Raw genomic sequence first — 12,584 nt, 5'->3', positions numbered from 1 at the left:
ATTGCAGCTGTCAATGTAGTCTTACCGTGGTCAACGTGGCCAATCGTGCCGATGTTGCAATGCGGTTTCGTACGCTCAAACTTTTCCTTAGCCATAACAGGGCCTCATGTTTGGGGGGTAGAAATGCACCCCGTTTTCATCGCGGGCTGATTAGGGCCCTCGCGGTCAAAATGCAAGCATTTCATACCGCTTCCTGCCCTATCTCGGCACGATGTGACTCGATTTCAACCACATGGAATTGGCCTGGGCTGAATTAGCGCCTGAAATCGGCGCTAACTCAGTTGAATTTGTTGTCTCTTGGGAACCCGCGGGGGGCCATTCGACCTGCGCTTGCGCGTTTTCCGCTCCACTCAGCAAGTTCGGTCTCGGTTCGGGTCCGCCCCGCAGGATCGAGCCAACTCAAACCCTGCTCCAACACGAATGTTGTCGCGTCCGAAAGCCCGCCGTCCTTGTATTTCTGAAGACGCACACCTTTGCCGCGCCCCATTTCAGGAAGCTCCTCAATCGGGAACACAAGCACTTTGCGGTTTTCACCAACGGCGGCCACATGATCACCCTTAATCGGACGGCAAACCTTGGCCACCACATCGCCACGCACGTTCAGAACCTGTTTGCCGGTTCGGGTTTGCGCGACCACATCGTCCTCAGGAACAATGAAGCCATCGCCCGCCGAAGAGGCCACCAACAGTTTCCGGCCCGGTTCGTGAATGAACAAATCTACGATCTCGCACTCATTTGGTAGATCAACCATCAATCGAAGCGGCTCGCCCATGCCCCGCCCACCAGGGAGCGTGCTGGCACCCATGGTATAAAAGCGGCCATTGGTTCCAAGCAAAAGCAAGCGATCTGTCGTTTCGGCATGGAAGGCAAAGCGCGGCCCGTCGCCGTCTTTGAACTTCAACTCGCGATTGAGATCGATGTGGCCAGACATGGCGCGAATCCATCCCATTTGCGAACAGACCACAGTAATCGGCTCACGCTCGATCATTGCTTCGATCGGAACGTCCTCGACTTCTCCGGCTTCTGCAAATTGGGTACGGCGCGCACCGCCTTCGTAATCTCGACCAAATTTCTTTTTGGTCTCTTTCATCTGCTCAGCGATGCGAGACCATTGCAGATCTTCATCCGCCAACAGTTCTTCAAGACCCTCGCGCTCCTGAAGCAACTCGTCATGCTCTTTCTTCAGTTCAAGTTCTTCGAGCTTACGCAAGCTCCGCAGACGCATATTGAGGATTGCATCGGCCTGCACCTCGCTTAGCTCGAATTCCGCCATCATGACGGCGCGCGGATCATCTTCGTAGCGAATGATCTCGATTACGCGATCCAGATTGAGGAAGGCGACGATATAGCCCTCAAGCACTTCGAGCCGATGGTCGATTTTCTCTAGACGGTGCTTACTGCGACGGATCAAAATTTCGCGGCGATGATCAAGGAAGGCGCGCAGGACTTCTTTCAAGCTGCAGACCTTCGGAGTCAGGCCATCAATCAGTACGTTCATGTTCATGCTGAACCGCACTTCAAGGTCACTGACCCGATACAACGTATTCATCAGAACATCAGGCACAACATTCTTGCTCTTCGGCTCCAGAATGATCCGAACGTCATCGGCACTTTCATCGCGTACATCGGCGAGAATTGGCACCTTCTTGTTTTGGATTACCTCGGCAAGCTTCTCAATCAGCTTGCTTTTCTGAACCTGATAAGGAATCTCGGTGACGACGATCTGCCATTGCCCACGGCCAAGCTCTTCGACCACGTATTTACAGCGAAGGCGGAAAGAGCCGCGACCGGTTCTGTAGGTTTCAAGAATACTCTCGCGTGGCTCGACAATAATGCCGCCCGTCGGGAAATCCGGGCCGGGTACGAGATTGACCAGTGTATCATCCCGCGCATCCGGCGTTTTGATTAGGTGCAAACACGCATCACAGAGTTCGGCGATGTTATGTGGCGGAATATTTGTAGCCATACCCACGGCAATGCCGGAGGAGCCATTCGCCAACAAATTCGGGTATGTCGCTGGAAGGACTTCCGGCTCTGTCAGGGTACCGTCATAGTTTTCGCGGAAGTTTACTGCGTTCTCGTTGAGCCCCTCAAGCAAAGCCTCGGCGGCGGCAGTCATTCGCGCTTCTGTGTATCGGCTCGCAGCGGGATTATCACCGTCGATGTTGCCGAAGTTCCCCTGCCCGTCCACCAACGGATAGCGCACGTTGAAATCCTGCGCCAAACGCGCCATCGCATCATAGATGGCGGCGTCACCATGCGGGTGGTAGTTCCCCATGACGTCGCCAGAAATCTTGGCCGACTTCCGGAAGCCGCCGTCGCTGGCCAGCTTCAATTCTCGCATCGCATAGAGAATACGGCGGTGAACCGGTTTCAGGCCGTCGCGCGCGTCCGGCAAAGCACGGTGCATAATCGTCGATAGCGCGTAAGTTAGATAACGCTCGCCAATCGCGCGGCGCAGCGGCTCGGCAACTTCGTGAAGATCAATGTCGGAGGGGTCTGTTTCTTGGCTCATAGACCTGTGATAGCGCCCCCCTGTGCCGCGCACAAGAAACAAGGCGCAGCAGAGGTTGTTTTCCGCATCAAAATCCTCATTCTGTGGACCAAACAACAAGCAGGCAAACCATGAGCAAGAAATCCATCCTAATCACCGGATGCTCCTCGGGCATCGGATACGACGCGGCGCACGGGTTATCAGAGCGTGGATGGCGCGTTTTTGCGACATGTCGCCAAGAAACTGATTGCGAGCGTTTACGCCGCGAAGGGCTGGAAAGTTTCGTGCTCGATTATACAGACGAAGCCAGCATCGAGGACGCTCTGACGGAATGCTTAGAACGCACAGGCGGAACGCTCGACGCACTTTACAATAACGGGGCAATCGCTGTTCCGGGAGCTGTTGAGGATATCCCACGAGATGCGCTGCGGTTGATCTTTGAGGTAAATCTGTTCGGATACCACGATCTGACAACACGGGTAATTAAGGTGATGCGCAAACAAGGGCACGGGCGCATCATCAATTGTAGTTCAATCCTTGGATTTGCCCCGTTGCGCTGGCGCGGGGCTTACAACGCAACAAAACACGCGATGGAGGGTCTAACAGACACGCTGCGCCTCGAAATGCGCGGAACCCCGATCAAAATCATTCTTGTGGAGCCCGGCCCGATCACATCACGTATCCGCCAAAACTCTGTTGCCCATTTCGAACGCTTTGTTGACTGGAAAAACTCTGCGCGCGCCAAACAGTATGAAACACTGAAGAAACGGCTGTATGTTGAAAAGGAAGGGCCTGATCCGTTTGAACTCCCTGCACGTGCTGTGACCAAAAAGCTAATCCACGCACTCGAAAGCCCGCGCCCCAAACCGCGGTACTATGTCACCACCCCAACCTATATAGGCGGCTTTCTAAAGCGTGTCCTTTCGACGCGGCAACTCGACAAGATACTGGCAAAGCTCTAGACACCTTTGCAACGCGCCTCTGCTTTAGCGCGCATTATCTTTTGGCCAATTCGAGAAAACACCATGCTTCAAGACCCACTCTTCCTACTTGTCGTTGCCGCAGTTTTGTTGGTTCTCGTGGTGCTTGTCATCGGGATCCTCGGATTTGCTCGTGGCGGCGAATTCAATCGCAAACACGGCAATCGCATGATGCGTTATCGTGTGGCGGCTCAACTCTTGGCCGTCGTGCTGATTGTGATTTACGTTCTTCTACGACGGAGCGGAGGTTAACATGGTTGTCTTGAATAAAATCTACACCCGCACAGGTGACAAGGGCGAGACCGCGCTTGGCAATGGCGACCGTGTGGCAAAGTTTGACCCTCGCGTCGAAGCCTACGGAACGGTTGACGAAACGAATTCGATTGTCGGTTTGGCCCGCCTACACGCAACTGGCGAGGCGGCCGAAAAACTCGAGCGCATTCAAAATGACCTTTTTGACCTTGGCGCAGACCTCTGCCGCCCTCAAAGCGCGCAAGACGCAGAAGCCGAGTATCCACCGCTTCGGATGACAGATGCTCAAGTTGAGCGGCTTGAAACTGAAATCGACGAGATGAATAAAAACATACCGCCGCTTCGCAGTTTTATTTTGCCTGGAGGCTCCGCGCTTGCGGCGCATCTGCATCATTGCCGTACGGTTTCGCGCCGAGCAGAGCGCCTCGCGGTTGCCCTCGACCAAGTCGAATCGATCAATCCCGCCGCTGTCAAATACCTGAACCGCCTTTCGGATTGGTTTTTTGTTGCTGCGCGCGCCGCCAACAACAACGGCGAAAATGACGTGCTTTGGGTTCCCGGCGCCAACCGATAGCGCCTGACTTCATAAAAACGCGGCGTCGCAAAGGCGTTTCTGGTCGATTTTGCTCTATAATCCGATACGACTTCGGGCTAACACAATGCTTGAGAGCTTAACCCGGGTCGTATTTCGGCTCGAGAATTTATTAAGGAGCAACTTGCCATGAAGGTCTTAGTACCGGTCAAGCGTGTGATTGATTACAACGTAAAGGTGCGCGTCAAAGCTGACGGCACAGGCGTTGATCTTGCCAATGTCAAAATGTCGATGAACCCCTTTGACGAAATTGCCGTCGAAGAAGCTATCCGTCTCAAAGAAGCCGGAAAAGCCGACGAGGTTGTTGTTGTATCTATCGGCGTGAAAGATGCGCAAAAAGAACTACGCACTGCGCTCGCCATGGGTGCGGATCGTGCAATTCTTATTGTTGCCGCCGAAGACGCCACAGATGACATTGAGCCACTCGCCGTTGCAAAGCTGCTTAAAGCCGTTATCGACGAAGAGCAGCCTGGCCTTGTTATCGCTGGCAAGCAAGCCATCGACAACGACATGAACGCGACGGGCCAAATGCTCGCTGCCCTTCTTGGCTGGCCCCAAGCAACCTTCGCCAGCGAAGTTGTGGTTAATGGCGACAGCGCCAACGTCACACGTGAAGTTGACGGCGGCCTACAGACCATCAAAGTCAAGCTCCCTGCAATCGTAACCGCAGACCTTCGTTTGAACGAGCCACGTTACGCGAGCCTCCCCAACATCATGAAGGCCAAGAAAAAGCCGCTCGACGAGAAAACAGCTGCCGACTACGGCGTTGATACCTCGCCACGGCATTCGATTGTGAACACGGCCGTTCCTGCGGAACGTTCTGCCGGAATCATCGTTTCTGATGTTGAAGAGCTTGTTTCGAAACTCAAAGATGCGGGGGCCCTCTAATGTCTGTACTTATTCTTGCTGAAGTTCATGGCGACGAACTCGCGCTCGACGCAACATCCAAAGCTGTAGCTGCCGCATCTTCACTAGGTGACATCACAGTACTTTGCGCTTCGTCAGGTTGTTCTGGCGCTGCTGAAGCTGCCGCGAAAATCGAAGGTGTGTCCAAGGTTCTATGCGCGGACGATGCTGCATATGGTCATGGTCTTGCCGAACCTGTTGCTGCGCTCGTTGTTTCTCTCGCCGAAGGATACACACACATCCTCGCACCAGCGACCGCAAGCGCCAAAAACATCTTGCCACGCGTTGCGGCGCTTCTTGATGTGATGGTTCTTTCGGACGTTACCGCAATCGTTGACGCAGATACATTCGAGCGCCCGATCTATGCGGGCAATGCGGTTCAAACGGTGAAAACTTCGGACGCAACAAAAGTTGCAACAATCCGGACGTCCACTTTTGATGCAGCTGGCGAAGGTGGCTCCGCTTCAGTTGAGAAGATCGACGCTGTTGCTGATCCCGCTGTTTCGGAATGGGTTGAAGATAAGGTAGCTGAAAGCGACCGCCCAGAGCTGACAAGCGCAGGAGTTGTTGTTTCAGGAGGACGCGGCGTCGGATCCGAAGAGGACTTCGCACTGATCGAGAAACTCGCTGACAAGCTCGGCGCGGCAGTTGGCGCATCGCGTGCCGCTGTTGACTCTGGCTACGCACCAAACGATTGGCAAGTTGGCCAAACTGGTAAGGTCGTTGCTCCGGAGCTTTACATTGCGGTTGGTATTTCCGGCGCGATTCAGCACCTTGCAGGTATGAAAGACAGCAAGATCATCGTTGCAATCAACAAAGACGAGGAAGCACCGATTTTCCAAGTTGCGGATTTCGGTCTTGTCGCAGACCTCTTCGACGCAGTTCCTGCTCTGATCGACGCGGTCTAACCAAAACGAACATTTCTTTGGAGAAGCCCCGCTATAACGCGGGGCTTTTTCTTTTGGGTCACATCATGCGCTTGAGTACGGGGGCCAAAGCTTGCGCGACTTCGGTATGGGCCTGAAGCCCCATCACCTCTTTCGCGATTGGTGCTTCCATCTCTGGGTAGACCATACCTTTCACTCCTGCCGTGCGCGCAGCATCTGAAAGTTGCACCTCAACCACCTCTGTACAGAACGGGCGCACAGCCTCGATCATCGAACGGTCAATGAATAGCGGATCAGGGCCAAGGTCCGTGTGTGTGTCTGGATTTGGGTTATCGACCCAAAGCAAGATCGTTTTGCCCTTTATCTTCTCAAACAAAAACTGCATCCGCGCGCGCCACGCGGCCTTAAGCTCCTCTTCGACCAAGGCAAACCTATCGTTTGATAGCGACTTCAAAGCTTGAAGCATGTGCCGTGTGAAATGGAACTCTGTAAAGTCGACATCGCGAAAGATGGTTTTCATCAGGGCGCTGGCTTTGAGAAAGCGATCATTTCGGCGCGGATGAACAGCGTAGAACCGATTTGACATATTCTGTGCCCCCATTGCCTGCACGACCGTCACACGCGACTTTGCGCAGGCCTCCAGAACAACAGGTTCATTCAGAAACACGTCCGGCCCCGCGTTGACACAACCAAAATTCACCGTCTCAATTCCGAGCGCTTTTTCCACAAGGTTTGGAAATGGCTCTTCTACGAACTTGCCATATGTTTCTGTGCTGCCGATTGCAGCGATATATGCATTCTCCATTTTGCGCCGCGGTCCTCGAAACAACAGTTTCGACTTGCCATAGCGGCACGGCAGATAATCAAGGGCTCCTTCACCCAGGTTTTCATAGGCCATTACACCCACCTCATATTTAGACTCACCCGAGGCTGAGGGTGCTGCAAAGCTCTTTCCAAAATGCTAATGCTAAAATTGTCTCTATTTGCAGAACCCATTCGCGCGTTGAATGGCCCTTGCATCTGCGCCGCGCTGCGGCATAACATCCGCACGATTGGCACAAAGGAACTCGGACGATGGAAATCAGGAAAGTTGGCGTGATTGGCGCCGGGCAAATGGGTAACGGTATCGCCCATGTTTTTGCCGCCGCCGGCTATGAAGTTGTTTTAACAGACATTTCCGAAGAGCAGTTGCAAGCAGCGGTTAACACAATCCAGTCTAATCTTGATCGTCAGGTAAGCCGCGAGAAAATCTCGCAAGAGACCCGTGACGCCGCGATGAGCAATATCACAACAACATTAAACATTGCCGACCTTGGCGAAACTGATCTCGTGATTGAAGCGGCGACAGAGCGTGAAGATATTAAGGTTCAAATTTTCGCAAGTTTGTTGCCACACCTAAAGCCTGAAACGATCCTAACCTCGAATACCTCATCGATCTCGATCACGCGACTTGCCAGCGGTACGGACCGCCCCGAAAAGTTCATGGGGTTCCACTTCATGAATCCGGTTCCGATCATGCAGTTGGTCGAACTGATCCGTGGTATCGCAACCGACGAGGAAACCTACCAAGCTTGCCTTGGAGTTGTTGAAAATCTCGGGAAAACAGCAGCGTCAGCCGAAGACTTCCCTGCCTTCATCGTGAACCGCATTTTGATGCCGATGATCAACGAAGCCGTTTATACGCTCTATGAAGGTGTCGGCTCGGTCGCGTCCATTGATAGCTCCCTCAAGCTTGGCGCGAACCATCCTATGGGGCCACTAGAGTTGGCCGATTTCATCGGACTTGATACGTGTCTCGCGATTATGAACGTGCTTCATGACGGGCTTGCCGACACCAAATATCGCCCCTGCCCGCTCCTAACCAAATATGTAGAGGCCGGATGGCTCGGCCGCAAAACACAGCGCGGTTTCTATGATTACCGCGGGGAAACGCCGGTTCCGACCCGATAAAACGGGCTAAAACTCTTCGCCAAACTTGTCGGCAACAAGCGCTTCAAGCGCGTCGGCAAGTTTTTCGGCATCATTGCCAGAGGTTGTGACTTCGATCGAAGAGCCCTTAGCGGCGGCGAGCATCAACAAACCCATAATGGAATCGCCGGATGCGCTCATGCCGTCTTTTGAAACTTCGGCGCGCGCGTCAAATTCCTCGACAACTTCGACGAGTTTGGCAGACGCACGTGCATGCAGCCCTTTTTCGTTAACGATCGGAAACGTTCTTGAAATGCTCATAATGCCTAATTTGTTGGACTTGCGTCAAAACTATTAATGTATTTTCGGCCTGCCTGCATAGCGCAATCGACTGCGTTCTGCACCGAACTCGTTCTGCACTTTGCAAGTTTCACAAGCATAGGCAAATTCGCACCGTACAGAATTTTACGGTTTTTCGGGCTACAGGCTTTTAAGGAAAGGTTCGACGGAGAACCACCGAAAAGGTCGGTCACGACGATGACGCCATCGCCCGTATCTACCGCATCCGCAGCTTCACAAATTTCACATTGCTTATCGCCACGGTCACAATCATCCTCGATTGCAATCGCGCGAATGCCTTCTTGCTTGCCGACAACATGTTCGACAGCCGATTTATACTCTTTGGCTAAACCGCCATGAGCGACGATCACAATTCCGATCACGCCAGCTTTCCCGTACTTAGGTCTGGCGATGCCACCGCCCGACGTTCCATTTCCCGATGTCTAATTGACACCTGCCAACCGCCCTCTGCAAGCGCATTCGCGAGTTTTTCCGTAACAGTGACGCTACGGTGTTGCCCTCCGGTACACCCGAAGCCAATTGAAAAATGCGTTTTGCCTTCTTCGATATAGGCAGGCAGCAGCATTTCGCAAAGCTCACGAATCTTCACAAAAAATGCATCGAAGCGCTCGTCTTCTTCGACATAGCTTGCAACACGCTCATCTCGGCCATCCATACTGCGCAGCGACTCGTCCCAATAAGGATTGCGCAAGAACCGCACGTCAAAGATCATATCGATCCCGCGCGGCACGCCCCGTTTGTAGGAAAAGCTGTGAATTGAGACAGCGAGTTTCTGACCTGATTTCGGCGCAAACCACTGTTCCACTTCAGCACGTAGATCGTGGGGCGAAAACTCAGTGGTATCGATAAGAACATCCGCTCGAACAAGGATCGGCTTCAAGAGATCAAATTCGCGCTCAATGCCAATACCTGGCTCCTCTGCTGGCGCAAGTGGATGCCTCCGACGCGTTTCCGAGAAACGGCGGATTAGCGTGTTTTTGCTGCAGTCCAGATAGAGAACCTCGCAAGACACATCATCGCGCGATGCCAGTGTTTCAATAAGCTCGATCAGGCCGCTCGCGCTAAAATCCCTGTTCCGCGCATCGATACCCAAGGCCAGTGGCACACTGTGCGCTGCCCCTTCCAGCAAGCGAGGAACTAGAGATAGAGGCAAATTGTCAATCGCCTCGTACCCTGCGTCCTCGAGTGCGTTGATCGCTGTCGAACGCCCAGCGCCAGACGGGCCGGTCACCAGAACAACCCGTAGGTTATTTTGATGCGCAGCGGCGTCAGTTGAAGATGAAGTATTACTGTTCAATCGGATCTACCGTTCAAGAGAATCTGTGTGAGTGCGATTGCAAGGTGATCACCCTTAATGCGATGATACAAGGGGGCTTTTTGGCCAAGGTACTCGATTGTTCGAAATGGCGGTAATCGCTCGCTTTCTTCCGTATTGAGATCAACAAACAAAGAAACCGTCGCACGCTCCGTGAATTCCACGTTTACGATCCCAATTCCCCTGACTTCGATCTTGCCACGCTGAGCCTCTGGCGCTGCTGCAACAAGTGTCTCTCCCGCGCATCTTAAGAACACGCCATCATCGGAAACAAGCTTTGCGCCCTGTCCGATCATTTGAAGCGCCAGTGTCGACTTACCGCTTCCAGATGCCCCGAGGATCACCGCAGCTTTGCCATTCAACGCAACACAACTTGCATGCAGATATTCTTGCTCACTCATGGGAGCACACGCACGGATGGCTTAAAGCGGTAGACCAACAACAAAACGCGCACCAAGTGGCTCTGAAGTGATGTCAGCGTCTGTCGGGCGAATGTTCTCGGCCCAGATTACGCCACCATGTGCTTCGACGATCTGTTTGGAAATCGCCAACCCTAAACCGGAGTTATTACCGAATTGACCAGGGGGACGTTCGGAATAGAACCGCTGGAAAATCTTCTGTAAGGCTTGGTCCGGAATACCGGGGCCCGTGTCTTCAACCACGATCAGAACACGGTTCTCACGCTGTCGCGCCCAAACGCGGATCGCATCACCGTTGTCACAAAACGAAATCGCGTTGGTCACAAGGTTCACAAAGACCTGCGCAAGCCGCGCTTCTAGACCTTGCAGATAAATTGGTTGGTTCGGCAAATCGGAGATGAACTCAACGCCTTTGCTTTTGGCATCACTCCCTAGATAGTCGGTAATATTGGAGAGCATATGCAGAAGATCAAAGCGCTCCTCTTCCTCACGCACCAACTCGCTATCAAGACGCGATGCGTTGGAAATATCACTCACCAAACGATCAAGCCGCCGAACGTCGTGATCGATGACATCAAGCAGTTTCTCGCGCTGATCATCGCGCTTTGCAACGCGAAGCGTGCCCACTGCGGAACGCAGAGAAGCCAGCGGGTTCTTGATCTCATGGGCGACATCAGCGGCAAACTGCTCGTTGCCCTCAATACGGTCATAGAGTGCCGTCACCATCCCACGCAGCGCGCCTGAGAGCCGTCCGATCTCGTCCGGTCTTGCCGTCAGATCAGGAATACGAACACGGTTCGGGCTCATCTTACGAGCGTTCTTGTCGCGGCCAAGCTCGGCAGCAGCGGCAAGATCAGAGAGTGGATTTGCGATGGTGGAGGCCAATACGAGGCTGAGGCCAACAGACACAAGAATCGCGATGACGAACATCTGCAAGACTTGCTCGCGCTCACTTCGCACGAGGAAATCAATCTCACCCTCAGCGCTGGTTATCGCAACCGCACCAATTTGCACACCGTTCACTATAACAGGTGACGCCACGGCGAATATAGCTCCGCCATCCGCATCATATCCGGTGTGAACCTGTGTTCCCTCGGTGGTTTTGGAGGCAAGATTGCTCGCCATATCAGAGATGGACCCTTGCACACCAACCTCGGGCCCTTCGCCGAATATACCCGATAAAGTCTCCCATGCCGAATTCAGGAAATCCGTAATCATCGTGCTGCGCTGCTTGGCTTCAAGGTTTGCCAAAGCGGCGTTTTCCGGCCGTTCACGCCCCTCGGTGCTTGCAATCAGCCGCCCCTGCGTATCAAACGCATAGGCCTCTACGCCTTGAGGAAGCGCGAGAGACTGCAGCGTTTTCGAAATATCAAAGGCATTGGGAACATTCGTCTGGTCTGAAAATTGCGCTTGGAAAACATTGGCAATCAGCTGGGACTCAACGATCAACCCTTTTTCACGTTGCAAAACGAGACTGTCGCGAAACGGATTCAGGTATAGAACGCCGGCAACAAGGATGACCAGCGCCAACAAATTGAAGGTGATGATTTTCCGTGCCAATGGCGAACGGTTAAGCGCAACGATGTTCCGTCTGCGGCGGCTCGCTCGCAACTCGGACTCAACACTACTGCTTGGACCGTCCCAATCTTCGCCGAGGACGACGTTCGCCTCTTTTGCCATTACTGAATCGCGCACACCATTACCAATACTTGAGGGCTACTACTCTTCGTTATACCTGTAGCCGATACCATAGAGCGTTTCGATCGCGGAAAAGTCGTCATCCGCGGTCCGCATCTTTTTACGCAAACGTTTAATGTGGCTGTCGATGGTTCGGTCATCCACATAGACCTGATCATCATAGGCCACGTCCATCAGTTGATCACGGCTTTTTACAAAACCGGGACGCTGAGCCAAAGCTTGCAGCAACAAAAACTCTGTCACTGTAAGCGATACATCCTTGCCCTTCCACGACACCGCGTGCCGCAACGGGTCCATCCGAAGTTCACCGCGCTCGATGACTTTGGTTTCTTCCGTTTCAGCAATGGCCTCTCCGGCAATTGCATCCTGACGACGAAGCAGCGCGCGAATCCGCTCAACAAGCAAGCGCTGCGAGAACGGTTTCTTCACATAGTCATCCGCACCCATCCGCAGACCGAGGACTTCGTCAATCTCGTCATCCTTGGACGTCAGGAAAATGACGGGCATTTTCGTTTTCTGACGCAGGCGCTGAAGCAGGTCCATGCCGTCCATACGCGGCATTTTGATATCAAGAACAGCCATGTCCGGAAGCCGCTTGTTAAAAGCGTCTAGTGCGGATTGACCGTCGTTATATGTCTCAACTTCAAAACCCTCAGCTTCGAGGGTCATTGCAACCGACGTCAGGATATTCCTGTCATCGTCGACCAAAGCGATCTTCGACATGGATTTTTCCTCTTATTGTTATGACTGCCCAATTTTTCAGCCATTGTCCT

General features: G+C 53.2%; 15 protein-coding genes. 6 read left to right on the top strand and 9 right to left on the bottom strand.

Annotated features, from left to right (window positions below; genetic code table 11):
- Together N9C89_RS15245 and parC are read right to left on the bottom strand one after the other, a co-directional pair.
- On the bottom strand, positions 1-95 hold a 95-nt coding region (locus N9C89_RS15245; protein ID WP_132095103.1), incomplete at its 3' end, for a GTP-binding protein.
- A 182-nt stretch (positions 96-277) separates the two neighbouring features.
- Positions 278-2,515, bottom strand: a complete 2,238-nt coding sequence (parC, locus tag N9C89_RS15240) for a DNA topoisomerase IV subunit A (RefSeq protein WP_263954878.1) — start codon at positions 2,513-2,515, stop codon at positions 278-280.
- A 110-nt stretch (positions 2,516-2,625) separates the two neighbouring features.
- Here parC and N9C89_RS15235 point away from each other — a divergent pair, with 110 nt between their 5' ends.
- From N9C89_RS15235 to N9C89_RS15215, 5 genes are all read left to right on the top strand, one after another.
- On the top strand, positions 2,626-3,456 hold the full coding sequence (locus tag N9C89_RS15235) for an SDR family NAD(P)-dependent oxidoreductase (RefSeq protein ID WP_263954877.1): 831 nt from the start codon (positions 2,626-2,628) through the stop codon (positions 3,454-3,456).
- 63 nt (positions 3,457-3,519) lie between these two features.
- Positions 3,520-3,726, top strand: coding sequence for a twin transmembrane helix small protein (locus tag N9C89_RS15230; protein ID WP_263954876.1), 207 nt, complete (start codon positions 3,520-3,522; stop codon positions 3,724-3,726).
- 1 nt (position 3,727) lies between these two features.
- Positions 3,728-4,300, top strand: coding sequence for a cob(I)yrinic acid a,c-diamide adenosyltransferase (locus N9C89_RS15225; RefSeq protein WP_263954875.1), 573 nt, complete (start codon positions 3,728-3,730; stop codon positions 4,298-4,300).
- A 147-nt stretch (positions 4,301-4,447) separates the two neighbouring features.
- Positions 4,448-5,206, top strand: coding sequence for an electron transfer flavoprotein subunit beta/FixA family protein (locus tag N9C89_RS15220; protein WP_263954874.1), 759 nt, complete (start codon positions 4,448-4,450; stop codon positions 5,204-5,206).
- On the top strand, positions 5,206-6,132 hold the full coding sequence (locus tag N9C89_RS15215; RefSeq protein WP_263954873.1) for an electron transfer flavoprotein subunit alpha/FixB family protein: 927 nt from the start codon (positions 5,206-5,208) through the stop codon (positions 6,130-6,132). The genes N9C89_RS15220 and N9C89_RS15215 overlap by 1 nt, the downstream gene beginning before the upstream one ends.
- A gap of 58 nt (positions 6,133-6,190) precedes the next feature.
- Here the strand turns inward: N9C89_RS15215 and N9C89_RS15210 are convergent, their stop codons facing one another.
- Positions 6,191-7,009, bottom strand: coding sequence for a DUF6473 family protein (locus tag N9C89_RS15210; protein WP_263954872.1), 819 nt, complete (start codon positions 7,007-7,009; stop codon positions 6,191-6,193).
- 176 nt (positions 7,010-7,185) lie between these two features.
- Here N9C89_RS15210 and N9C89_RS15205 point away from each other — a divergent pair, with 176 nt between their 5' ends.
- Positions 7,186-8,061, top strand: a complete 876-nt coding sequence (locus N9C89_RS15205; RefSeq protein WP_263954871.1) for a 3-hydroxybutyryl-CoA dehydrogenase — start codon at positions 7,186-7,188, stop codon at positions 8,059-8,061.
- A 6-nt stretch (positions 8,062-8,067) separates the two neighbouring features.
- Here N9C89_RS15205 and N9C89_RS15200 read toward each other — a convergent pair whose 3' ends face one another.
- From N9C89_RS15200 to N9C89_RS15175, 6 genes are read right to left on the bottom strand one after another with little or no spacing between them, the layout of a single operon-like run.
- Complete coding sequence (locus N9C89_RS15200) at positions 8,068-8,340, bottom strand: HPr family phosphocarrier protein (protein WP_263954870.1); 273 nt, start codon at positions 8,338-8,340, stop codon at positions 8,068-8,070.
- Between the two features lie 5 nt (positions 8,341-8,345).
- The gene (locus N9C89_RS15195) at positions 8,346-8,741 is read right to left on the bottom strand and encodes a PTS sugar transporter subunit IIA (RefSeq protein WP_263954869.1); all 396 of its coding nucleotides are present in this window, start codon (positions 8,739-8,741) and stop codon (positions 8,346-8,348) included.
- On the bottom strand, positions 8,738-9,676 hold the full coding sequence (gene rapZ, locus N9C89_RS15190) for an RNase adapter RapZ (RefSeq protein ID WP_263954868.1): 939 nt from the start codon (positions 9,674-9,676) through the stop codon (positions 8,738-8,740). Before rapZ ends, N9C89_RS15195 begins: the two co-directional genes overlap by 4 nt.
- A complete protein-coding gene (locus N9C89_RS15185; RefSeq protein ID WP_263954867.1) occupies positions 9,673-10,095 on the bottom strand; it encodes an HPr kinase/phosphorylase in 423 nt (140 codons plus the stop codon). Before N9C89_RS15185 ends, rapZ begins: the two co-directional genes overlap by 4 nt.
- A 21-nt stretch (positions 10,096-10,116) precedes the next feature.
- Positions 10,117-11,793 (bottom strand): sensor histidine kinase, encoded by a 1,677-nt coding sequence (locus tag N9C89_RS15180; protein WP_263954889.1) that lies wholly within the window; start codon positions 11,791-11,793, stop codon positions 10,117-10,119.
- 39 nt (positions 11,794-11,832) lie between these two features.
- Positions 11,833-12,534 (bottom strand): response regulator transcription factor, encoded by a 702-nt coding sequence (locus N9C89_RS15175; RefSeq protein ID WP_263954866.1) that lies wholly within the window; start codon positions 12,532-12,534, stop codon positions 11,833-11,835.
- Positions 12,535-12,584: the final 50 nt, after the last annotated feature.

This window comes from Halocynthiibacter sp. SDUM655004, from assembly GCF_026015885.1.
Lineage (GTDB): Bacteria > Pseudomonadota > Alphaproteobacteria > Rhodobacterales > Rhodobacteraceae > Falsihalocynthiibacter > Falsihalocynthiibacter halioticoli.
This window is presented reverse-complemented; position numbering and strand designations above follow the sequence as displayed.